The sequence below is a fragment of the Acinetobacter sp. ASP199 genome (assembly GCF_022700675.1).
GTDB lineage: Bacteria > Pseudomonadota > Gammaproteobacteria > Pseudomonadales > Moraxellaceae > Acinetobacter.
Window position 1 is genome coordinate 487,444 of sequence record NZ_CP062182.1, and the last position, 24,321, is coordinate 511,764.

Consider the following 24,321-nt stretch of genomic DNA (forward strand, 5'->3'; position numbering starts at 1 on the left):
TTCAGCGAAAACAATACCTGATTTCTGCAATCTTTTGCTACACTTTGACTGCACAGAATATGATAAAACTACACAACATAAACTTATTAAGTTGTTTAAGATCCCGGATACGTTTATTTCAGATCGGAAAACGACACGGTTAAATTGGTCAAAAGGCCAAGGAAGTACGAACTATTTATGAAACTTCAAACAGTAGCTTGCGCAGTTGCAGTTGCGACAGGCGGATTCTTTTTTACCCATGTGGTGAGCGATGCGATTGCTGCTGAAAAATCAGAAGTCGTAAGCAAAGCCCTTCAACCCTCTCAAGAACAAGCGCTCGTATCTAGACAGCTGGCTACTCTGGTGGATCGTCAGCACTATTTGAATATGCGTCTGGATACTCAAACCTCACAGCGTATCTTTGATTTTTATATTGATAGTCTGGATCCGGAACATAGCCTGTTCCTGGCACCTGAAATTGATAACTATAAAAAACGTTATGGCGCTAATTTTGGTGCCAACTTGAAATCAGGCAATCTGGCTGGTCCATTTGAGATTCATGCACACTATAGTGATCGTCTCAAGCAGTTCTATACCTTTATGCTGGATGAACTGAAAAAGCCTCAAAACCTGAATCAAAGCAATGTCTATATCGATACTGACCGTGAGAAAGCACCATTCTTCAAGACACCTGAGGAACAACGTGCTTATTGGTCAAAAATGCTGGTCTCTCAGCTGATTAATCTGACGATTAGTAAGGAAGAAGAGCAGGCCAAACAGAAAGCATTAAAAGACAATCCAGAACTGGCCAATGGTCAGGATCTAAGCGGTCCAGAGGATTTGACTCCGGTACAAACCCTAACCAAGCGTTATACCCGTCAACTTGAGCGTTTAAGTCGTCTCAAGAGCGATGATGTACTGGACAAAACGCTGAATGCCATGATGCTGACCTACGATCCACACAGCAATTATTTCCCGCCTGTGGATGCGATGGAGCTGAACCGTCAAACGACATTACAGCTTGAAGGCGTCGGTGTTTCCATTCGTCCAGAACGTGGCAATGAAGACTACACCAAGATTGAAACTATTGTTGAAGGTGGTCCGGCGAGTAAATCAGGTCAGGTGAAATCTGGTGACCGCATTATTGGTGTCGCTCAGGATGGCGGACCAATGGTCGATGTCATTGGTTGGCCGAGCAATGAGATTGTCGGTCTGATTCGTGGTAAACGTGGAACCAAAGTCACTTTACGCTTACTGGGCGCAGGTGCAACACTGGGACAGGCACGTAATGTCACCATTACCCGTGATGTGATCCAGGAAGAAGATGCTGGCGTACGTACCCGTGTAGTCGAAATCCAGCGTGATGGTAAAAAATATCAATACGGTGTCATTGAAATTCCATCGTTCTATCTGAACTATCGTGCACGTCGTGCAGGTACGGATTATCGTTCTGTTTCAGAAGATACCAATAATGCCCTGAAAGAACTTTCAGCGAAGAATGTTGAAGGGATCATTGTCGATCTACGCAATAACCCTGGTGGTTCATTAGAGGAAGTTGCGCGTATGCTGGGGCAAGTGATCAAGTCTGGTCCAGTGGTACAGATTCGCGATGGCAATGGTAATGTCAGTGTCTTTGAAGATGACGATGGCGGTGCACAGACTTATGCAGGTCCGCTGGCTGTAATGGTCAATCTGGCTTCTGCATCAGCAAGTGAAATCTACTCTGCTGCGATTCAGGATTATGAGCGTGGTATTGTCATTGGTAGCACCACTACGGGTAAAGGTACTGCACAAGTGCAGCTGGATACCTTGGCACATGGACAGGCTACGTTGACGCAACGTAAGTTCTATCGTGTCACCGGTGGCAGTACCCAGAACAAGGGTGTGATCCCAGACATTAAATTGGTTGATATCTACAATGAAGAGTTTGGTGAGCGTAAGGCTAAAAATGCCTTGCAGTGGGATACCATTCCGACAGCACCATTTAAACGTGAAGGTGAAGTACAGAAATATGTACCTGATCTGATCAAGAGCTCACAGGTTCGTGTCAATCTGGATCCTCAGTTTAAGTATCTTGAGCAGCGTAAAGCGATTACCAAGAAAACTGAGGAGAAAAAGCGTTTAGTGCTGGATCTGAATCAGCGTAAAGCAGAATTGCTGGAACTTGAACGTAAGACCTTGGAATCTGAAAATGCTCGTCGTGCAGCAACTGGCCTTAAGCCTTATCCAAACTGGGAAAGTTACCAGGCTTCATTGGATGCATTGATTGAAGCACGTGCCAAGATGAAAGCGAAAGATCGTCCGCAGCTCCCTGAAGAGGAAGTATTTGTCGTGGAAGCTGCCAATGTTCTGCATGACTATGCGCGTTTACAAGGCAAAGCGAAATAGTTAACCAGAATTGAATGATTTAATTTGACTAACAGCCTGCAGATGCAGGCTGTTTTTCTATTTTTTGTTGGAAAATAGTAAACAAGAAAAAAATTGATAAGCCTTTAAAATGCTAGCTGTTTTGTTGAAATTTACAATATTGTGATATAGGTCTACTAAATTCTAAGCAATGAATGGCTTTAACCATTTGCTAAAAATTGAAACACTTTTAATATGTGTTACATATTTTTCTGATTTAAATTGAAGTCAGTAAAGCCATAGTTTTTATTGCGGTTCAAGTATCTATAAATTAAAAAATTTTATGGGTCAGATATGACCAAGGGTGTGTGGGTTGAGCAATGTTCTTGGGTGCCCTCAAGTTAGGCTGGTGAAGATGCAATGTGGGCTTAAACAGTTCGGGAAAGAAAGCCTCTACAGGACATTCATATGATTCATGTTCATTATGACATTAATCTGGTTGTAGGCTCGATCATTGTAGCTTTGGTGGTTTGTTTTCTCGCCATTTCAATTGAACAGCTGTTATTTGATAAAGCTCCTCCCAAATATGAAAAGCTGATTCTGATTACAAGTGGTGCGATTCTTGGGCTTTCTATCTGGTGTATGCACTTTGTCGGCATGACAGCTAGTCATCTGCCGGAAAATACCTATTTTGACTCCGGACTGACCTTTACCTCTTACATTATCGCTTTTATTGCCTCAACCTTTTCCATCTGGCTGACGACACGAAAAACTCTGCCTTTTCCCCGTCTAGTACTCGGCGCCGTATTGATGGGTCTGGGAATTTCCGGCATGCACTATACTGGTATGATGAGTATGGTGGTACAGGGTTATGTGATCCGTTATGACCCGGTACTGGTGATTTGTTCGGTATTGATTGCTATCAGCGGTGCTGGTTTAGGCTTCTGGATGCTGTTTAAGAATCGCAGTATTGCTCGTCGCAGTTTCTGGCTGAAAGTTGGTGTGGCATTGATGCTCACTTTTTCCATTGTCGGTATGCACTATACCGGAATGGCAGCGACCAGTTTTCATTCCATGGTGGGTGAGGGCTTGGCTGAAACGTCTACGCTTGAACACGAACTGCTGATCACCGTGATTTTCATTACCTGTATGGTTCTTGTTGCTGGTTTTTGTGTAGCCATGCTGGAACAGCGCCTAGAGCACCGCAATCGTCAGCTGGCTGAGGCCAATAAAGAACTGGCCAATCTGGCCGTGCAGGATAATCTGACCAAGTTACCTAATCGTCTTTATCTGGCAGAGTATTCTCACTTTCTGTTTAATGACCATCATTACCGTAATGTACAGTTTGCCTTTTTGTATATCGATCTGGATCGCTTCAAAGCGGTAAATGATGTCTTTGGGCATCATGTGGGTGACCAGCTCCTGATCCAGCTGGCTAATCGGATTCACGGTTTACTCAATGAAAACTCCAGACTGCTGCGAATTGGTGGTGATGAATTTCTGTTGATTATGGAAAATGCTGTACCGCAACAAGCCACTGAAGCTGCTGAAAAAATTTTAAGTATGATTCAGGAAAGCTTTACGATTGCGGGTAAGGTGATCAATGTTTCAGGCAGTATCGGCATTTCGATGTACCCGGAACATGGTCAAAACATTCAGGATCTTCTGATCAATGCAGATTCAGCCATGCTAAGCTCCAAAAATCAGGGGCGTAATACTTATTCATTTTTCAATTTCAGCAATGATGAAAAGGAATCCAGAAGTCAGAGCAAGCTGATTAATGATTTATACAAGGCGGTTGAAGAACACCAGTTCGAGCTATATTACCAGCCCAAATATCGGACCGAAGATCTGCAAATTTGTGGGGTAGAAGCCCTGATTCGCTGGCGGCACCCAGCACTTGGCTTGTTATCACCGGTCATGTTTATCCGAGGTGCAGAAAAGACCGGCCTGATTATCCAGATGGGGTATTGGGCACTGGAACAGGCCTGCAAGCAGATTCATCAATGGGAAGAGGAAGGAACACATTTCTTCCCGATTGCTGTCAACTTGTCTGCCGTGCAGTTTGAACATAAGAACCTGTTTAAAAATCTGGAAGAACTGTTAGCACGTTATCAGATTAATCCAAATCACCTGATGATCGAGATTACTGAATCTACAGCCATGCATCATATTAATAGCAGTGTGCGTACCCTAGAACGCCTACGTGATATGGGGATTCAGCTGGCAATTGATGACTTTGGTACCGGACATTCCAGTTTCTTGTATTTAAAGAACCTGCCAGTGAATGAACTGAAAATTGATAAAGAGTTTATTGCAGATCTGACTGAAGGCTCTAAAGAAGAGATGATCCTGGAAAGTATTATTCATCTTGCAATTAAGCTAGGCCTGCAGGTCACTGCTGAAGGTGTGGAAACTCAACTGCAGGCAGATATCCTGACTCGTTTGGGTTGTCAGCAGTTGCAAGGATTTCTACTCAGCAGGCCAGTCAGTGTTCAGGATTTACCTGAAGCCGTCATCGTTTCTTAATCTGTTCAATTTTATTTTACAGCCTCTGCATTCAGGGGCTATTTCATCTGAATAGCGAGCATTTCAGCTTGAGCACATTCCATATGATTGGCAGACAGGGAAAGTAAAACCTGGATTTTACGGTCTTCAATTTTCAGTAATCGACCCGTCAATACCAAGTCAGTATTTATAGGTACCGGGCGAATAAACTGAATATTCAGGTTGCCCGTTACACAGCGTACTAAGCTTTCATTACCATCAAATGCGATGCCAACTGCATGGCTTTTAAATGCTGCAGCAGAAGCCGTACCATGACAGTCCAATAAGGAAGCGATCAAGCCACCATATAGATGATCGGGCACACCACCGGTAAAGTGAGGCGCAGGACAAATATGTGCAATAGTCTGTAAAAAAGGGATATCCCAATAACTTTTCAACTGATGACCATGTGGATTGTCACGTCCACAACCATAACAATGGGTATAAGGTTCAGCATAGAGATCCTGAAAGGCAATCCTTGTCATTTTCTTATCCTTATTTAAATACGATCAGTTGTTTCAATAAATTTATAAAGGCTAAATGATCTCTTAAAATATAAATCGAATTAGATAAGTTTTACCATGAGATAAAAGTCGATATGTCTCTGGAGATCCTTATTTAAAAAGTATCTTTTTTATGAGCCGTCTGCTCTATGAATAAGAAAGACAAGAGAGGGCTGCCATTGAGGAATGATCACTGTATTTAGAAATTCTGCTACAATATCGCCAATTTTTCATATTGATCGTGCTTGATCTTTTGCACTGCGGATCTGCAGTAGGTATTTTCCATGAGTTTTAAACAAGAGTTAGCGGCGCAGGTCGCTCAGCGACGTACATTCGCGATTATTTCCCACCCCGATGCTGGTAAAACTACCATGACAGAAAAACTGCTGTTATGGGGGCAGGCGATCCAGGTTGCCGGTATGGTGAAAAGCCGTAAGTCTGACCGTGCAGCGACTTCGGACTGGATGGAAATGGAAAAGGAACGTGGTATTTCGATCACAACCTCCGTCATGCAGTTCCCGTTTAAAGACAAGATGATCAACCTGCTCGATACCCCGGGGCATGAAGACTTCTCGGAAGATACTTACCGTACCCTGACTGCTGTGGACTCAGCGCTGATGGTGATTGATGGTGCAAAAGGTGTCGAGGACCGTACCATTAAATTGATGGAAGTGTGTCGTATGCGTGATACACCAATCATCTCTTTCGTCAACAAAATGGACCGTGAAATCCGTGAGCCGCTTGAGCTTCTGGATGAGATCGAAAACGTCCTGAAAATTAAATGTGTGCCAATCACCTGGCCGCTGGGCACGGGTCGTGACTTTGCTGGCGTATATAACTTGATCGAAGAAAAATTCTACGTTTATAAAGCGGGTTTCGGCTCAGTGATTACCGACATCGAGGTACGTGATGGTTATGACCATGCAGACCTGCGTGAAAAAGTGGGTGAGCTGGCATGGGCAGCATTTGAAGAGTCTCTTGAACTGGTTCAAATGGCCAATGAGCCATTAGACCGTGAAGAGTTTCTTGCGGGTCGCCAAACTCCAGTATTGTTCGGTACAGCGTTGGGTAACTTTGGTGTCGATCATGTCCTGGATGCATTTAGTGAATATGCACCGGAGCCGAAAGCACATCCAACACAAAACCGTAAAGTTGAAGCAACTGAAGAGGGCTTTAGTGGTTTTGTCTTCAAGATTCAGGCCAATATGGATCCGAAGCACCGTGACCGTATTGCTTTCATGCGTATCTGTTCAGGTAGATATGAAAAGGGTCTGAAAATGAAGCATGTACGTCTGGGTAAAGATGTGCGTATTAGTGATGCCTTAACTTTCCTGGCAGGTGACCGTCAGCATTTGGAAGAAGCATGGCCAGGCGATATTATTGGTCTGCATAACCACGGTACCATTCAGATTGGTGATACGTTCACTTCAGGTGAAGATCTGCAGTTCACAGGTATTCCGCACTTTGCTCCGGAAATGTTCCGCCGTGTACGTCTGATAGATCCTTTGAAATCTAAGCAGCTGCAAAAAGGTCTGAAAGAACTTTCTGAAGAAGGTGCGACGCAAGTGTTCATGCCGCAGAATAACAATGACCTGATCGTCGGTGCGGTCGGTGTGCTGCAGTTTGAAGTGGTGGCGTATCGTCTGAAAGAAGAATACAAAGTAGACTGCGTGTATGAGCCAGTGAGTATTAATACTGTGCGTTGGGTCACTTGTGATGATGAGAAGAAATTCAACGAATTCAAGAAAAAAGCCCATGACCAGTTGTCTGTCGATGGCGGCGGCCACCTGACTTATCTGGCACCAAGCCGTGTAAACCTGCAACTGATGCAGGAACGTTATCCGGATATCGTGTTCCGCAATACCCGTGAACACTAAGTAATAAAATGATTTAAAAATAAAACAGCTTCTCAGGAAGCTGTTTTATTTTGTGCTACATTCACTTATCTTTTCAAATTTGCTTGGGAATATGAAACTTAGCAATGCAATCATGCTGAGTTCAGCAATCAGTCTGGGATTATTGCTGAGCGCCTGCGATCAAAAAAAATCAGAACCAGAAATAAAAACTCAGGATCCGGTGGTCGAAATTGAGAAAGTAGAAAAGGCAGATGTGTTGCCTTATCTGAATATTCAGGAGCAGTCTGCCAAGATTGCACTTCCATTTTGTGAAACCAAAAACTGTATCGACCTGGATATTCAGACGCTGGATACGGTAGATCCATGGCTGAACCAGTGGATGGAACGTAAACAGGCACTGGTGATTCAGGACCAGATTACCGATAAAGACAAGCAGCAGAATTTAAGTTTACAGCAGGCCGTAAATGCCTATGTGAAAAAGTCGGATGCCTGGCAGGAACAGATTAAAATCAATAAAGCCTATCAACTGTCTATGTATACCCGCATTCCTTATCAGCGTAATCAGTATGTGCTGCTGCAGATTGGGGTGGATACAGAGCAGGAAAATGTTACGGTAAAGGAACGTTATTATTTCTTTGTAGCAGACCGTCGTAGTCAAAAGAATCTGACAGCCTTAGATATTATTGATCCACAAAAACGGGTCACCATGGACAAGATCGTGCAAGATGCTTACGTCAAATGGCTCAAAGAAAATAGTAAAGAAGTCCGACAAACCGCCCAGAAAAAACTGTATTGGGGGCAAGCTGACTGGTTCTTTGATCAGGAAGGGATTGGGCTGCATTATCGTGGTGGGGAAATTGTCAAGGATGCTAAACAACTGGATATTTATCTTACTCAAGAACAAACACAACAGGTCTTGAAAGCTGAAGTGTATCAGCATATGTTTTAGGATTAATGCCCGAAAACGGGTGGAATGTGATGTAACACAAAAGGTTATTGAATGCCAAAATATAACAAGATATTCGGCCTCTCTGTACTGGCGACAGCGATCCTATTAACTGCCTGTCAGCCTCGAGAAAAGGAAGCCAAAGAGGTTAATCCACCGGAAGTCACTCAGGCAGTGCCTGAAGTCGTCCAGCTCAAGGGTGAAACCGAAAAGCTTAGTCTGGATATTCCGGAATGTGATGGTAAAAGCTGTCCTGAAATCACCATTGAACGTCTGAACAGTAATCAGCGTTTTATTGATGAATTTGTTGATCAACAGATTTTAACTCGATTGAAGGGCGTGCTCGATGTTGATGCGATTGCGCCAGCGAAAGTACCAGCAGCCAGCGAGCCAGCACCTGCCGAATCTGCAGCTTCAGAGGTAACTGTAACTCAACCTCAGCTCAGTGCCCGTCAGCAGCTGGAAAAGCAGACCATTCCCTATATGCAGGCTTTCCTGAATCTAGATAAGGAGCTGAAAGCACTCAGTGCCAATCACAGCATTAGCCTGATGATTAAGCCGAAGATCTTGAATCCAGGTAATCCATTGGCAACGGTGGTGTTGAATAGCACGCATTATCTGGGTGGGGCACATGGTTCTACTGCACAGAACTATTATAACTTCGATCTGGACAGTAAAAAGCTGGTCAAGTTGGATGATATTGTCCTGCCAAAAAAAAAGGCTCAGCTGGAAGCCAAAGCACATGAAGTCTTTAAAACCTGGGTGATGGATTCAGAGCTGGCAACTGACGTTGCGGAATATGAGCAGGCCTGGAAATTCAAGCTGACGGATAATTTCTTCCTGACCAAACAAGGTCTGGTTCTGCAATATGCAGAATATGAAATTGGACCTTATGTGGTCGGCTTGCCGCGTTTAAATATTCCTTATAGCGATTTGCAGGGAATTTTAAAACCGGAATATCTGCCGAAAACTGAACAGGCTGCTTCAGAAGCTCAAGTTGCAAAATGAGCCTGAAACTGTTTGATACTCACACCCACTTCGATGTTCCTGATTTTGACCATGATCGGGAACAGTTGGCTCATGCTGCTAAAAGGGTGGGCGTGGAAGGACTGGTTCTAATCGGTTTTTTACAGCAGCGTTTTCAGGATCTGATTCAAACCCAGCATTTTTTAAATGGTCTTTCCGATGCACCAAGAAGCTATTTAGCCCCTGGCTTACATCCTTTTTATATCGAGCAACATCAGCAGGATCATTTGCAGGATTTAGAGCAGATTCTACAAACTGAAGACTGTGTTGCCATTGGTGAGATCGGTCTGGATACTTTTCTGAAACAGCATAAGCAAGCAGAAATTTTCCAGAAGCAGAAAGATTTTTTTGCCGTTCAGATTGAACTGGCACAGCAGTTTGATAAACCTGTCTTGCTGCATATCCGTAAATCTCATGCTGATGTTCTACAAACTTTAAAACAGCATCAATTTAAACAGGGCGGTATTGCGCATGCCTTTGGTGGAGGAATCGAAGAAGCCAAGGCTTTTATCAAACTGGGTTTCAAGATTGGGGTGACAGGGCAAATTACCAATCCCAACGCCAAAAAACTGCATCAGGTGGTTCAGCAGATCGGTCCAGAACATCTGGTCCTTGAAACCGATTGCCCAGACATGACACCCCTATGTTGTCAGCATTCTACTGAACAGCGTACCCGTAACACGCCTGCAAATCTGCCCTATGTTCTGCAAGGGCTGGCCAAGAGCTTGCACATGGATCAAGATGAACTAGCAGAGCAGCTCTGGAAAAACACACATCAGGTTCTACATCTGGATGTCTAATATAAAATCCCCGCATCAGTCGAAAACTGTATTTCAATGTATGATCCAATGAAAAAAGGCGCATTATGCAATTTCTAAAATACTTTAGACTTGGCATCATGCATATAAATTATTTTGAGTGAGATTCACATGGCACAAGGACTATTGGCGGGTAAGCGCTTCCTGATCGCAGGTATTGCAAGTAAATTATCAATTGCTTTTGGTATTGCTCAGGCATTACACCGTGAAGGTGCAGAACTTGCTTTTACCTATCCAAATGAAAAGCTGAAAAAACGTGTAGATGATTTTGCTGCACAATTCGGTTCTGAATTGGTATTTCCTTGTGATGTGGCAGTAGATGCAGAAATTGACAATGCATTTGCGGAACTGGCAAAACACTGGGATGGTCTGGATGGTGTTGTGCATTCTATTGGTTTTGCACCAGCACATACCTTAGACGGTGACTTTACTGATGTAACGGATCGTGAAGGTTTCAAGATTGCACATGACATCAGTGCTTATAGCTTTATCGCGATGGCGCGTGCTGCAAAGCCGCTTTTAGCTGCTCGTCAAGGCTGTCTGCTCACTTTAACTTATCAAGGTTCTGAGCGTGTGATGCCGAATTACAACGTGATGGGCCTAGCAAAAGCATCACTAGAAGCAGGTGTACGTTACCTGGCATCTAGCTTGGGTGCAGAAGGTATTCGTGTCAATGCCATCTCCGCTGGTCCAATCCGTACGCTTGCAGCGTCTGGTATTAAATCTTTCCGTAAAATGCTGGATCTGAATGAAAAAGTTGCACCGCTTAAACGTAATGTAACGATTGAAGATGTGGGTAATGCAGCATTGTTCCTGTGCTCTCCATGGGCAAATGGTATCACTGGCGAAATCATGTATGTTGATGCTGGTTATAATACGGTTGGCATGAGCGCAGAGCTGATGCTGGATGCAGAATAAGTTTTTCAATACTTATTTTGAGCAAATAAAACCCCTCAATTGAGGGGTTTTATTTTTTATGCTAATGGACAATGATGTAAATCTGATGACATCAGGTGTAAAAACTAGGATGAAGATAATTTATCTTTCAAGGCTTTGCCATTAATATGTTTAAAAAACAATTTAGGATAATCACCATGTTTAAAACATTGTGGGTTAGCATCATTTTCGTCATGGGCTTAGGTCTGGGAACTTCGGCTATGGCAGCACAAGAGCATCAGCATTACAGCATGCGTGACCTGGATAAAAATTTGAAAAAATTTAGAGCTGCAGATGATTCTAAAGAGGCACAAGCAGCATTAAAGATCATGCAGCAAGCTGTAGCAAGCTACCAGAAACATTTACCTTCCAAGTTGCAAAAGCTGAAAGCCGAAGATGCACAGGTAGTGGCCTATCAGGGATTGCTAAAGGATTTGCTGAAAGAGATTAAGCAGGCAGAACAGCTGGTTGCTGCTAATCAATTAGATGAAGCCCAAAATTTATCTGTGAAAATGGATGAAATTAAAAAGCAGGGGCATAAAGCTTTTAAATAACTTATAAACAGACCATAAAAAAGACCGCACAAGCGGTCTTTTTTGATTCAGGATCAAACGATTAAGCTTGACCTTCAACAGCAGCAGCTTGCGCACGTTGCATGTTGGCTTCGAATTCAGCATCGAAGTTAATCGGCGTAAGAAGTAACTGTGGGAAGCTACCTTTAGTAACCAGATCATTCACTGCTTCACGAAGGAATGGGAACAGGATGTTCGGGCAGTACGCACCAAGAATGTAAGGTAGACGCTCTTCTTCAACGCTATCAATCAGGAAAATCCCTGCTTGAGTTACATCAACGATAAACGCTGTATCACCTTCGTTATTTGCCTGTACGACTACTTTTAAAGCGACTTCAAAGTGAGTTGGATCAATCTTTTCTGCAGAAGAAGAAAGGTTGATGTTCAGCTCAGGTTGCCATTGCTTGGTAAAAACTTGTGCCCCAGGTACTTCAAAAGAAATGTCTTTAGTATAAATACGCTCTAATGCCAATTGTGGTTGAGCTTGTTGTTCTTCACTCATTCTTTAATCCTTAATATGAAGTGATAATTAAAAGGCCATTAAGCCAGTAATTCGTCGAGTTTGCCTTCACGCTCTAAAGCATAAAGCTGGTCAAAACCGCCGATGAATTGTTCATTAATAAAAATCTGTGGCACGGTGCGGTGATTGGTGCGTTGCATCAAATCAAGACGAACCTGTGGATCTTCTTTAGACAGATTGATTTCTTTATATTCTACGCCCTTACGCTCAAGGAGCTGTTTTGCACGGACACAGTATGGACACACAGTCGTTGAATAGATAATGACTTCAGCCATGAATGAATCTCCTGATCGTAAATTATTTACTTTTCACCAGAGGTAAGCCTTGAGCTTTCCAGTTGCTAATGCCGCCATCAAGACGGTAAGCATCTGCATGGCCCACTTGTTGTAGCGCAGTACCTGCAACTTGCCCCAGATTACAAATGAATACCAATGGGCGATCTGCTGTTTTTAACTCTTCAACATGTTTGGTAATTTGGCTATATGGAATATTACGGCTACCGCTGATATGACCTTCACGGAAATCTTTGCCATCACGCAAGTCGATCAGCATGGCATTTTTTGCCTTGACCAAAATACCCAGCGATTGCGGGGAAATTTTACGACCGTTACGTTGACCTTCGATAATGAAGAACAAGACCACCAATGCTGCAAGTGCGCCAAACAAGAAGGGGTGATTCCCCATAAACTCGAACCAACGTTCCACAATTCACCTAATTACAATTTTAAAATTGCCAAGAGTATAGCTCATAAATATGGTGATCAAAATCACCGCTTCAAGGGCTAAAGCTTAAGAATATCAATTTTTTTGTTGAGCTTCCGTGATTTCATCAATTAATCGCAGATAGCTGTCCAAACGACGCGGCAGAATTTCACCTGAACTTGCTGCCTGACGTAAAGCACATTGCTTTTCATGCTTATGCGTACAGTTACGGAACTGACAGTGACCCAGCAGATTTTCAATCTCTGGAAAACCGGTTTGTACTTTGTCTAAAGTCAGATGCCACAGACCAAATTCACGAATCCCTGGAGAATCAATCAGCGCAGCGCCATCGCCAAAGGAAATCAGACGTGTTGATGTCGTGGTATGCTGACCCAGTGCCGAGTTTTCAGAAATGACATTGGTTTTTTGAGCTGCATCAGGCACGATGGCATTAATCAGGGTGCTTTTACCGACACCTGACTGGCCTACAAATGCCACGGTTTCATCATTTAGGCGAGCGGACAGTTCAGTCAGATCTCCATCAGATTGGGTTTGCATGACTTCATAGCCCAGATTTTCATACTCTTTGAGTAGGTCCAGAATCGGGTCATTTTCCTTGAGCAAGTCTGATTTATTCAGGACCAACAGAGCCGGAATCTCTGCATCAGCACAAGCCACCAGATAGCGGTCAATCAGACCCGGCGCTGGTTCCGGTAAAGGTGCAAACACGATTACGATCAGGGAAATATTGGCTGCGACCGGTTTAACCTTATGATAGCGGTCTGGTCGGGTCAGCAGTGATTTACGCGGATGGATTGCCGTGATAATCCCTAAGCCAGTATTTGGATCAGCCTGCCATTTGACCCGGTCACCCGTCACCAGCAATTCAAGATTAGTGCGGGTATGACAGCGCCATACACTGCCCATTTCAATTTCTTTCCAGAAGGGTTCAGGTTCACCTTCAGCCACCACCGGTTTTTCAGGATGTTGTGCAGGAACTGAAAGTGCCTGGACTTCTAGCTGTCGGCCATAATGCTGCACGACCAGACCTTCCAGGTCTTGAGAGGTATCAATCTCTTCCTGACGCGTTTTGTGCTGTTTTTGAATACGACGTTGTTGTTGTTCAGTTAAACGACGTTTACGTATTAAAGCCATTCAAATCCTAAAAAACCATGGGAGCGAGATGGCAAAAATAGCATGAAGCAGGGTGTCAGTTACAGCATCGGCGTAATAAATTTGCTACTATAAATGTTTTATAGCCTAATAAGATTGCACATTTATGAGCAGCACCCCGGATAGCCGCCTGATTTGGATTGACCTGGAAATGACAGGTCTGGATACAGACAATGACCAGATTATTGAAATTGCGACTATTGTTACAGATGATAATTTAAATATTTTGGCAGAAGGTCCCGTGCTGGCAATTCATCAGTCACCTATTTTGCTCAATGCAATGGATGAGTGGAATACACGCCAGCATGGTCAATCTGGTTTAATTGAACGTGTGCGCCGTAGTAAATTGACCGCACGTGATGCAGAACTACAAACGCTCGAATTTTTGAAAAAATGGGTGAACCCTAAAACTTCACCAATGTGCGGTAACTCAATCTGCCAAGATCGTCGTTTTATGCACCGTTTAATGCCTGAACTTGAGCAATTTTTCCATTACCGTAATTTAGATGTGTCTTCTGTGAAAGAGCTTGCAAAACGCTGGCGTCCAGAAATCATGGGTGGTCTGAAGAAAAATGCATCGCACTTGGCGATGGATGACATCCGTGATTCGATTGCAGAATTGAAATACTATCGTGACTATTTCTTTATCATGAATAAAGACTAATCATCAGATGCAAAGAAAGAGGCGAAAGCCTCTTTTTTTTATTTGCTAGAAGAGAGCCTTTTACTATAAAAATTATCGCTACTTTCAAACAGTACCCAGGTGAGCAGGACCAAAGCAAGATGGGTCTGGGTTTCATGTTGATCAAAGACGATTAAAGCAAATAGTCCCAAAGTCAGTAAGCGAATCATGATGCTGAGGTAATAATTTTTCTGCTTTTGAAAAACTACGCTATAAAGATAAAGCAGGAACAGAAAAACCATGAGTGCATAAAGGGCGTTAAATAGCATACTGACCTGACTCCCTTTAAGCTGATAATGAGTAAAGTATTTTGGTTATAGTGATGATTGTACTGATGAGTATAATTTGATCGATTTTAAGCATTCTATGGACGGTGCAAGAATACTTTTTTGACTGATTTTGTATCTGAATTTTAGTGGCAGTCAACCGGCTGCGAATTTGCTAAAATGCCCCGATGTTTTTCTTGCTATTGATGACCTATGACTGATCTGCTTCAAGATGATGAATATGACCGCCGTTTTGCCGGTGTGGCCAAAATTTATGGCGATGACAGCTTTCATCATTACGAAAACAGTCATGTGATGGTGATTGGTATTGGTGGTGTAGGCTCTTGGGCAGTCGAGGCACTGGCACGTACCGGGATTGGTGAACTGACTATTGTCGACATGGATGTAGTGGCTGCATCGAATATCAACCGCCAGTTACCCGCGATGACGACTACCTTAGGCCGTGAAAAGATTGAAATCATGGCAGAACGCTGCCGTGCGATTAACCCACGTATCAAAGTAAATCTGATTGACAATTACCTCACTCAAGAAAATGTCAAAGAAATCCTGGCGGGAAAACCTGACATTATTCTGGACTGTATTGATGACGTGAAAGCTAAATTTGCTTTGATGCTACATTGCCGTTTTAACAAAATTCCTCTGATTGTCTCGGGTGGCGCAGGTGGTAAGTTAGATCCATTAAAAATTCGTGTTGCCGATTTATCCAAAACTGAACAGGATCCGATGCTGGCAAAATTACGTGCACAGTTACGCGCTAAAGGCATCTGTAAAAAACCGAAAGAAAAATTCGGCATCACCTGTGTTTATTCAATTGATAATCCATTCTCCAGTGCTGATGTCTGCCCAAGCGCAGGCTTACGCTGTGGTGGCTACGGTTCTGCGGTGGTGGTGACCTCCAGTTTTGCCATGGTCGCAGTATCAGAAGTGTTGAAAAAGCTCGATATGAAGCGACCAAAAGTCTGATTTACAAAATAAAAAAGTACATTCTCTGTGCTTTTTTTATGCCGGCGTTTAGAATGAAAACTATATTCATATAACAAAAAACAATATCAGGGAGCAGCTATGTGGTTCTTACTGGTGCTGATTTTGGGAATCGTGGCGTTGGGGATCTGGATGTGGAAGCGTCCTGACCCGGTAACACGAGATCAAGCCCGGGCAGTGCAACATGATCTATGGATTGAACAGGTTGAAGCCCAGCTCAAGCATGCGGCTCGTCTCAGTGCTGAGGGGCAGCAGCCGAATTATGAGCGTGCCTATCAGATCTATCAGGATCTGGCTCAGCAGCAGGAAATTCCTCAGGCCTATGTGGGCATGGGGCTGATGCAGCTCAAAGCTCTGGGTCGTCCACAAAGTATCGAAAATGCGATTAGTCTGCTTGAAAATGCATTTCGTCTAGGTAGTGACGAAGCTGCTTATCATCTGGGGCAGATCTATGAAGGTGATCGCTATCAGCACCATGATGCCGACAAAGCACTGTATTGGTATCGTCATGCCGTGGCACGCGGTAACCTGGAAGCCCAGTATCGAATCACAGAATTGTCCGAACCCACTCAAGATGCAGCAGAACAGCATCGTCTACAACTGCTAATTCAGAATGCAGATCAAGGACACTCTAGTTCACAGTACCAGTTGGCACAATACTATTTGGCAGATGGTACAGTCCAAGATTTAAGTTTAGGAATTCATTATCTGTTTCTGGCCGCACAGCAAGATCACCTCGAAGCAACCAAACAGATTGCACAGCTGTATGCACGTGGTGAGCTATTACCACAGGACCAATCCCAAGCCTTACGTTTTATCAAGCAAAGCGTCAATCTGGGCGATCAGGAGGGGCTGTACGATTACTATGCTGGGGTATTGCTGGGTACGATTGATGTTGATCAGCGTCAGCGAATTTTGCAGCATTTGCAACAGTTGTCTTATGAGCATAAAGATGCTCAAGCCAAGACTTTACTTGGTTTAGCCTATTTTCATGGCTGGTTTGTCGATAAGAATGAAACTATGGCTTTTCGCTATTGGAGTGAAGCTGCGAATACTCAGTTTCCTCAAGCTTTGTGCATTATTGCAGCCTTATATTATGAGTCTTATCTGGTTGCGAATGAACCTGAAAAAGCGTTTAGCTTGTATCAGGCTGCTGCTGAGATTGATCCAGACGATTTCTATAGCCAGATGGGCCTGGCGCTGTGTTATCTGCATGGTATTGGTACAGTCAAAGATACAGCGAAAGCCACACAAATCATTCAGAAGATTGCGCAGCAGTACTGGAATATCAGTGCACAATCTGAAGCTGAACTGATTTATATCCTAGGGCGTTTTTATAGCCTACCAGAGTATCCATTACCCAACCGGGATAAGGCGATTCAATATCTGAACCAGGCCGTGAACAAAGGTTCGGCTGAGGCCGCCTGGTATCTGTATCAGGCGCTTTCAGGCCAATATCCAGTATTTGCCAAAGATGAAAATCAGGCCAAACGCTACCTGCATCAAGCAGCTCAGTTAGGCCATGCACAGGCACAAGCCCAGCTCGGTATGATGTATCTCAAAGGTGAAAGTGTAGAGCAAGAGATTGCTTTAGGTTTGAATTATCTAAAACAGGCTGCTGCACAGCAAAATGCTCTAGCCCTGAATGCACTCGGTGAAGCAATGGAACAAGGTATTGGTGTAGAAGCCAATATGGATCAAGCGATCCAGTTCTATCATAAAGCTGCTGCACAGGTAAATGCTGATGCTTATGGTCATCTGGGACGTTTATATACCAAGGGCATTGGTGTAAATCGTGATATAACGATCGCCCGAGCATGGCTAGAGAAGGGAAGCTTGCAAGGACATGCGGCTTCGCAGGAGCAGTTGAATAATCTGAATGCCTATCTGCAAATGAAAAACAGACTGGCATAAAAAACCGCTGCCTCAGCAGCGGTTTTTCTATTTAAAGATTATGGTAATTGTTTAACTGGGCTACCACCCAGCGCCTGCATCAAAGTGACATAAGCGTTGTATTGATTTTGACGCGTTTGTACCAGACTGAGGCGCGCATTACGTGTGGTTTCCTGCGCATCAAGTAAGTTTTTCAAGGCAACCGCACCATTACGGTAGCGCACTTCAGTCAAGCGTTCAGTTTTTTCTGCCAGCTCGACATTACGGCGCTGTAGCTCCACCTGTTTGGTTAACTCAGTCCGATTGGACAGGGCATTTTCTACATCGGCAAAAGCTTCATAAATGGTCTGGCGATACTGCAGAATCGCTTTTTCATATTCCAGCTCATTTACTTTCAGGTCACGTTTCATGTCATTCCATTGCAGGAAGGGTAAGGTGAGACCTGCGCCCAATGTTGCGACAGGATTTTTTAGCGCATCTGATAAGGATGTACTGGTTCCAATCCCCGTACTTAAACTACCAGTCAAACTAATCGAAGGGTAATAGCTGGCCTTATTGGCATCTTTATTGGCTAAGGCTTTACGCAGACGCAGTTCAGCAGCATTCAGGTCCGGACGACGTGAGAGCTGGCTTGCAGGCAAGCCAGCTTTAATTGCAGGCAAGGCAATATTTGGCAGACGTTGCGGTTCCTGAATTGAAAGCTGCTGTACCGGCATATTCATAAGGACAGCAAGTGCAGTACGTGTTTCAACGCGTTGCTGCTCAATCTGGCTTAAAGTAGCTTGCTGACTCTGAATCGCCTGTTCGGCCTGAGTCAGATCTAGTCCGGAAACTGCACCAGCACGATACTGCACACGTACCAGGTCATACGTCTTCTGCGCCGTTGCCAGGTTCTGCTGTACGACACTATAGCGCTCATTTAAATAAGCCAATTGCCAATAAAGCTGTGCAGTCGTTCCAATCAGGCTTTGCGCCGTTGCCTGCAAGTCTTGTTCAGTAGCACGGGCTTCCCAACGGGCCGCTTCAGTCTGATTGGCAAGCTTACCAAACAGATCCAGTTCATAGCTAAGACCTGGATAACCTAGTGAAATTCCAGTAGAACGGTCACCGTCGCCATCCAGACTAAACTGACGACCATTTGAAACTCGTGCATCACTAATGCGTACACCTTGCTGGCTTTGCGTTTGTCTGGCCTGAATACGCGCCTGTTGCAGGTTAATCCCGGCTACTGCAAGGTTGCTATTGCGTGATAACACATCCTCGACAAGTGTATTTAGTTGTGCATCTCTAAATAAGGTCCACCACTGATCAGCCAGGACATCCTCATAAATCTGCCTGCTTAGCGCAGTATTATTCTGAAAACTGCCAGGCACAGCTACGCTCGGCTGTTCATAAGGTGTTTTTACAACAGCTGCGCACCCCACCAGTGAACTCCCGAGAAGCAAGGCACTGGCAAGTTTGGTTAAAGTCATTTGCATATCAGGTTCCTTATTCTCGAGAGAGGGCATCGACAGGATTCAGTCGCGCTGCATTACGTGCCGGGATAAAGCCGAACACAATACCGATCAGGCTAGAGCAGACAAAGGCCGCCACAATCGAAGTGGTCGAATACGCCATCTGGAAAGTACCTCCAGCAAAATGGGTAATCAGCTGACCAATACCGAGTGACAGCAAAACACCCAGAATACCGCCCAGGATACAAACCAGTACTGCTTCGATCAGGAACTGTTGCAGGATGTCACTTTGACGGGCACCGACCGCCATACGCACCCCAATTTCCTGGGTACGTTCGGTTACCGATACCAGCATGATGTTCATCACGCCAATACCACCAACCACCAGAGAAATGACTGCAATCGCAGAAATCAGCAAGGTCATGGTCTGGGTTGTCTGCTGGATAGTTTCACGAATACTGTCAGCATTCTGGGTGAATACATCCTGTGCACCGTGGCGCTGTACCAGCAAGTTCAGGATCGCATTTTCAGCTGCGGCACTTGGGTATTCATCTTTAATACGCACAATGATCTGACGCACATTGGACTGACCCAGCATACGGCTCATGACGGTGGAATAAGGCAAATATACATTCAAGCTATCATTGTTGCCCATCATGCCTTTTTGAGCATCGATCACACCAATGATTCGGCTTGGTACACTACCGAGTAGAATGACCTGTCCAACCGGATTGGTGCCATCTCTAAAGAAGGTGTTTTGCGTATTGGTGTCAATCACCACGTCTTGTGCTTGTTGTGAAACACTGTGTTTATCAAAAGGCTGGCCAGATTTAAAAGTCATGCCTCTGACATAAAAGAAATCTTCACTGACGCCGTTGACGGTGGTTGAAGCTTCAATTTCTTTATAACGTCCAGTGACACTGCTGTTGACGGATGGACTGACGCCATCAACATAAGGCTGTTCTGCCAAAGCATCCGCATCAGCAGGAATCAGGGTTTTGGCTTGCGAGGATCGTGAATTATCCCCGAAGCCACGGCCCTGGAAGACGGTAATGGTATTGGTCCCGAGACTGCTAATATTTTCCAGAATCTGTTTCTGGGAGCCATTACCCAGTGCCACTACAGAAACCACGGACGCGATCCCGATAATAATCCCGAGCATGGTCAGGAAGGTTCGCATACGATGAGCATTCATGGCCAGTAGCGCCATACGGAATGCTTCACCCAGACGATCTACAGCTGAACGCCAACTAGAGATTTTCTTCTGTTCACTGCGTTCGAGTGTTTGTTTTGTAAAGCCATCATCAATTTCAGGTACATTCTGCTGGTCAGAAATAATATTACCGTCTGAAATCTCAATAATCCGGGTCGCATTCTTCGCCACATTATGATCATGCGTGACCAGAATAATGGTATGACCTTTGGCATTCAGCTCACGCAAAATGCGCATGACTTCAATACCGCTGTTCTTGTCTAATGCACCTGTCGGTTCATCGGCAAGAATCACATCACCACCATTTATCAAGGCACGGGCAATCGAAACACGCTGTTGCTGACCGCCAGACAGCTGACTTGGACGGTTTTCGGTTTTTTCACCTAAACCTAAGTCTGTCAGTAATTTAACAGCACGCTCATGACGTTCATTTGAATCTGCACCCGCGTAAATCGCAGGCACTTCAACGTTGCCTGCAGCATTCAAGTCACCGAGAAGATGATAGCGTTGGAAAATAAAGCCGAAGTATTCACGGCGTAACTGAGCCAGTTCATCCGCTTCCAGCTCACGGGTTTCACGCCCTTTGACTTTATAACTGCCAGCAGTTGGCTTATCCAGACACCCCAGAATGTTCATTAACGTCGATTTACCCGAACCCGACTGACCGACAATGGCAACCAGCTCGCCCGGATAGATTTCGAGGTTAACGCCCTTGAGAATCTGAACCGTACTTTCACCCGCAGGGAATTCACGAATCAGATTCTTAACCTCTAACAGAGGCTGTTGTTGTTGATTCATGCTTACATTCTCATTGGGCCACGGCTATTCGCACCGCGTTTAGCACCGTCATTTGAAGTGTCTGAACCATCGGCAATGACCACTTGATCACCACGTTTCAGGCCTTTAATGACCTGAGCAGTGACACGGTTATTTAGCCCGATCAGTACAGGAGTCGGTTTTGCAGTACCGTCCGCTTGTAATACGCGAACCATGGCACGTTGTGCTTTGCCTTGTTCAATCAGAGAACGTTCTGCATCAGAAAGTTCCAGACGGGCAGGGCGCTCACCTTTAGCATTGTCACCACGAGCAGCAGATTCTTCACCGCGTGGACGTCCCTCGCCACGTGTTCCTTGAGTGCCTTCACCACGACTTGGACGTTGTGGACGGTTAGAGCTCTGAATCGCAGCAGCAGGAATGGTCATTACATTTCGTGCTTCATCGAGCACAATATAGACTTGTGCCGTCATATCAATACGCAGCTTGCCATCTTCATTCGGTACATCGAACAGGGCGTTGTAATACACTGCAGAACTTGAAGATGAACTTGAAGTATTAGTATCGGTATTAATTGAATTCGGTGCTGGTTCTACCTGACGTAATTTCGCGTAAATTTTCTTTTCACTATTGCCTAGAGTCGTAAAGTAAACCGTTTGACCTTCTTCAACTTTCATGACATCTGCTTCAGAAATCTCGGCTTTGATAGTCATAGTGTCGAGTTTTGCCAGCTTCACAATGGTTGGTGCACTCTGGTTGGCATTTACGGTCTGACCTTCTTCAGTCACGATCGCGACAATGGTCCCGTCCATAGGGGCCACAATCTGGGTATACCCAAGATCTTCTTTGGCAGTCGCCAGCGTCAAACGTGACTGTTCAATCTGAGCATTAATTGCAGTAATGTCCGCTTGTGCTGTCTTATAACTTGCCAAGGCTGATTCCAGCTCTGAACGGGAAGTGGCATCCTGGGCATACATGACTTTCTGACGGTTGTATTCAGCTTCAACTTTAGCCAGATTTGCTTGTCGCACTGCAAGTTGTGCCATCTGATTCTTAATGCTGGCTTCAGCCGTTTTTAAATCATTTTCCTGACGTACAGAATCAATTTGAGCAATCAGCTGACCCTGTTTAACCTGATCGCCCAGTTGCACATACATTCTTTTCACCTGACCAGAAACCTGTGCACCGACACTTACCATTTTGGTTGCTTCCAGTACACCTGTAGCCAGTACCGAGCTTTCAATATCTCCCTGGGTGACTTCAGCAGTAATATACTGCGTTGGTTTTTCTTCAGGTTTCAGGAAATACCACCCGGTGGCTATAAGTGCAATGGCAATGACCACTGCCATAATCAGTTTAGACGGTTTTATTTTTGGCATAGTGAACAGATTTAAGTCAGAGATATGTAGGTGATTATAAAAGCGAATTGAGGATAAATCGTGAATTTTCTTAACAAATAAGAATGATTATTATTTTATTTATCTGATTATTAAGCTATTAATAAAACAAAGTTTTGCCACACATACTGGCAATCGCTTGCTGCACCAGATGTTCAGGGTTTTCATGCCCTAAGCCTTTAATCGAAGCATCAATTTTTAATAACAGGGCTGGCCAAGCTAAAAAGGTTTGTGGACTGAGTCGACGTAAGGCCTGTTGATATAGGCTAACTTTGGATTTCCAGATGCCGATCTGTAGTGCATTGTGAGGCTGTTCAAACAGCTGCATTAACAAACGCATTTCTTTACTAATGCTCCACAAAATTAAGCTCAATGGCTCACCAGAAGCAATCAGATATTGAAAAATTTTAATCGATTGCGCAAGGTTGCCATTCAGCAGGGCATCACTGAGGTCGTAAGTGCTATAACGCGACTGATCTTGCAGGCAGGCATATAAATGATCCACCTGAATCATATCGACTTCTGCAAAGGTATCACTGACACGCATCAGGCTGTTTTTGGCTGCCAGCAGGTTGTGCTCATGATGCTGTTCCAGCCATGCCCAGGCATCATTGGCAAGTTTAATGCCTAGTTTTTCTGCCTCGACTGACAGAATTTGCTGACGATCACGTGGATAATTGGCTGTCAGGGAGACATTGACGCCATTCGCATCCATCACCTGGAAAAAGCTGGATTTGAGGCTGCTGCTATCCTGTTTAGGCATGACGATCAGCAGTAAATTGTCACTGTCCTGCTGCAAATAGCTTTTTAATAGTTTGATGCCACTGGCATCCGGCTTGATATTGCCATGTACTTCAACTGCGAGTTGAGTCGAAAACAAAGACAAACTATTTAATGCATTAAAGACATTTTTCCAGTCGCTGACGGAACTGACATCATAGCGCTGACGTTCAACTTCCCGCTGTTGCCAGCTGGCACGAAAAGCATCCATCAGGTTCTGTTCAAGCAGAGGCTCCTGACCATGTAATACCCAGGCACCGCGAGCATCGGAAACACGTTTTAATGCCTGAAGGTAGTCAAGTTTCATAGTTCAGTCTTATTGTACTGGTTGAGTAGAAGTTTCGGTTTTTGCCAATGGTAAACGATTTGACGATATCTGACGTGCAATCTGTTGTGCTACATCATCAATGAGAACCTGTTTCAGGAAAACCTGCTCCTGGTCATCGGTATTTACTGTCTCGATATCATATTGATAGGTACGGGTCGCGACGATCGTACGCGGTTCGGTCACAGGATTACCTTGTGCATCTTCAATACGGAAGGTCACATTGAGACGTAATAATGTTTCTACCAGTTTACCGTTTAATTCCAGACGACGCGGAGTATAGTCCAACACACGCAGTACATAGGCATTTGGTGAATTTGATAATTGTACACCAGCCGCACCCAGATAAATTGCCAGCTTTTCCTGAAGCTCCTCGGTATTGGCAGGTAAAACCAGGCTCATCACTGAATAAGCCACAGGTGCTGATGTTGGATTTGAGCCTTTTAAATGGAAACCACAGCCGACTAAGCCTGCACTGAGACCACAAGTTAAAACAATTGCTGCTAAACGTTTGCCCAAATGCATGTGCTGTCCTCTGTTTTTCCGAAAGGGAAAATATTGAAATCCTGAATTGGATTGTAAAGTCAAAGCCCGTTGACTGGCAACGGGCT

22 protein-coding genes are annotated in these 24,321 nt (G+C 44.4%); 11 read left to right on the forward strand and 11 right to left on the reverse strand.

All coding sequences use genetic code 11. From position 1 onward, the window contains the following. Positions 1–177: 177 nt before the first annotated feature. Together IHE35_RS02265 and IHE35_RS02270 are read left to right on the forward strand one after the other, a co-directional pair. A complete protein-coding gene (locus tag IHE35_RS02265) occupies positions 178–2,367 on the forward strand; it encodes a carboxy terminal-processing peptidase (protein WP_242789001.1) in 2,190 nt (729 codons plus the stop codon). Between the two features lie 426 nt (positions 2,368–2,793). Beyond that, positions 2,794–4,854 carry an EAL domain-containing protein gene (locus tag IHE35_RS02270; RefSeq protein ID WP_242789003.1) on the forward strand — a complete coding sequence of 687 codons (2,061 nt, stop codon included), beginning with the start codon at positions 2,794–2,796 and terminating at the stop codon, positions 4,852–4,854. Between the two features lie 38 nt (positions 4,855–4,892). Here the strand turns inward: IHE35_RS02270 and IHE35_RS02275 are convergent, their stop codons facing one another. After that, the gene (locus IHE35_RS02275; protein ID WP_242789004.1) at positions 4,893–5,357 is read right to left on the reverse strand and encodes a PaaI family thioesterase; all 465 of its coding nucleotides are present in this window, start codon (positions 5,355–5,357) and stop codon (positions 4,893–4,895) included. Positions 5,358–5,659: 302 nt separating this feature from the next. On the opposite strand from IHE35_RS02275, the gene IHE35_RS02280 reads away from it, so the two are divergent. The 6 genes from IHE35_RS02280 (at position 5,660) to IHE35_RS02305 (ending at position 11,511) form a co-directional block, all read left to right on the forward strand. Further along, positions 5,660–7,252, forward strand: a complete 1,593-nt coding sequence (locus IHE35_RS02280; RefSeq protein ID WP_242789005.1) for a peptide chain release factor 3 — start codon at positions 5,660–5,662, stop codon at positions 7,250–7,252. 91 nt (positions 7,253–7,343) lie between these two features. Beyond that, a complete protein-coding gene (locus tag IHE35_RS02285) occupies positions 7,344–8,180 on the forward strand; it encodes a hypothetical protein (RefSeq protein ID WP_242789006.1) in 837 nt (278 codons plus the stop codon). Between the two features lie 51 nt (positions 8,181–8,231). Further along, entirely contained in the window at positions 8,232–9,185 is a 954-nt protein-coding gene (locus IHE35_RS02290; protein WP_242789007.1) for an RsiV family protein, read from the forward strand. Beyond that, positions 9,182–10,003: a TatD family hydrolase gene (locus IHE35_RS02295; protein WP_242789010.1), complete on the forward strand. Its 822-nt coding sequence runs from the start codon at positions 9,182–9,184 to the stop codon at positions 10,001–10,003. The genes IHE35_RS02290 and IHE35_RS02295 overlap by 4 nt, the downstream gene beginning before the upstream one ends. A 129-nt stretch (positions 10,004–10,132) precedes the next feature. Beyond that, complete coding sequence (locus tag IHE35_RS02300; RefSeq protein ID WP_004782067.1) at positions 10,133–10,939, forward strand: enoyl-ACP reductase; 807 nt, start codon at positions 10,133–10,135, stop codon at positions 10,937–10,939. A 176-nt stretch (positions 10,940–11,115) separates the two neighbouring features. Further along, complete coding sequence (locus IHE35_RS02305) at positions 11,116–11,511, forward strand: cytochrome b562 (protein WP_242789013.1); 396 nt, start codon at positions 11,116–11,118, stop codon at positions 11,509–11,511. Between the two features lie 61 nt (positions 11,512–11,572). Here the strand turns inward: IHE35_RS02305 and secB are convergent, their stop codons facing one another. The 4 genes from secB to rsgA all read right to left on the reverse strand — a co-directional run bounded on the left by secB (position 11,573) and on the right by rsgA (position 13,906). After that, complete coding sequence (gene secB / locus IHE35_RS02310; protein WP_242789015.1) at positions 11,573–12,031, reverse strand: protein-export chaperone SecB; 459 nt, start codon at positions 12,029–12,031, stop codon at positions 11,573–11,575. A gap of 38 nt (positions 12,032–12,069) precedes the next feature. Next, a complete protein-coding gene (gene grxC, locus IHE35_RS02315) occupies positions 12,070–12,324 on the reverse strand; it encodes a glutaredoxin 3 (RefSeq protein ID WP_004813145.1) in 255 nt (84 codons plus the stop codon). A 22-nt stretch (positions 12,325–12,346) separates the two neighbouring features. Beyond that, complete coding sequence (locus IHE35_RS02320) at positions 12,347–12,754, reverse strand: rhodanese-like domain-containing protein (RefSeq protein ID WP_242789018.1); 408 nt, start codon at positions 12,752–12,754, stop codon at positions 12,347–12,349. 93 nt (positions 12,755–12,847) lie between these two features. Continuing rightward, a complete protein-coding gene (gene rsgA / locus IHE35_RS02325) occupies positions 12,848–13,906 on the reverse strand; it encodes a small ribosomal subunit biogenesis GTPase RsgA (protein ID WP_242789019.1) in 1,059 nt (352 codons plus the stop codon). Positions 13,907–14,030: 124 nt separating this feature from the next. Here rsgA and orn point away from each other — a divergent pair, with 124 nt between their 5' ends. Continuing rightward, on the forward strand, positions 14,031–14,588 hold the full coding sequence (orn, locus tag IHE35_RS02330) for an oligoribonuclease (protein WP_242789020.1): 558 nt from the start codon (positions 14,031–14,033) through the stop codon (positions 14,586–14,588). 38 nt (positions 14,589–14,626) lie between these two features. Here the strand turns inward: orn and IHE35_RS02335 are convergent, their stop codons facing one another. Continuing rightward, complete coding sequence (locus tag IHE35_RS02335) at positions 14,627–14,875, reverse strand: hypothetical protein (protein WP_242789023.1); 249 nt, start codon at positions 14,873–14,875, stop codon at positions 14,627–14,629. 210 nt (positions 14,876–15,085) lie between these two features. Here IHE35_RS02335 and IHE35_RS02340 point away from each other — a divergent pair, with 210 nt between their 5' ends. Next, positions 15,086–15,856, forward strand: a complete 771-nt coding sequence (locus tag IHE35_RS02340) for a tRNA threonylcarbamoyladenosine dehydratase (protein WP_242789025.1) — start codon at positions 15,086–15,088, stop codon at positions 15,854–15,856. 99 nt (positions 15,857–15,955) lie between these two features. Next, positions 15,956–17,788 (forward strand): tetratricopeptide repeat protein, encoded by a 1,833-nt coding sequence (locus tag IHE35_RS02345; RefSeq protein ID WP_242789027.1) that lies wholly within the window; start codon positions 15,956–15,958, stop codon positions 17,786–17,788. Positions 17,789–17,826: 38 nt separating this feature from the next. On the opposite strand, the gene IHE35_RS02350 is transcribed toward IHE35_RS02345, so the two are convergent. The 5 genes from IHE35_RS02350 to IHE35_RS02370 all read right to left on the reverse strand — a co-directional run bounded on the left by IHE35_RS02350 (position 17,827) and on the right by IHE35_RS02370 (position 24,235). Beyond that, complete coding sequence (locus tag IHE35_RS02350) at positions 17,827–19,245, reverse strand: efflux transporter outer membrane subunit (protein ID WP_242789032.1); 1,419 nt, start codon at positions 19,243–19,245, stop codon at positions 17,827–17,829. Between the two features lie 10 nt (positions 19,246–19,255). Then, positions 19,256–21,232, reverse strand: coding sequence for a MacB family efflux pump subunit (locus IHE35_RS02355; protein WP_242789033.1), 1,977 nt, complete (start codon positions 21,230–21,232; stop codon positions 19,256–19,258). 2 nt (positions 21,233–21,234) lie between these two features. Further along, positions 21,235–22,587: an efflux RND transporter periplasmic adaptor subunit gene (locus IHE35_RS02360; protein WP_242789034.1), complete on the reverse strand. Its 1,353-nt coding sequence runs from the start codon at positions 22,585–22,587 to the stop codon at positions 21,235–21,237. Positions 22,588–22,705: 118 nt separating this feature from the next. Then, positions 22,706–23,692: a DNA polymerase III subunit delta gene (holA, locus tag IHE35_RS02365; RefSeq protein WP_242789035.1), complete on the reverse strand. Its 987-nt coding sequence runs from the start codon at positions 23,690–23,692 to the stop codon at positions 22,706–22,708. A gap of 9 nt (positions 23,693–23,701) precedes the next feature. Then, positions 23,702–24,235 (reverse strand): hypothetical protein, encoded by a 534-nt coding sequence (locus IHE35_RS02370; protein ID WP_242789036.1) that lies wholly within the window; start codon positions 24,233–24,235, stop codon positions 23,702–23,704. Between the last annotated feature and the right edge of the window lie 86 nt (positions 24,236–24,321).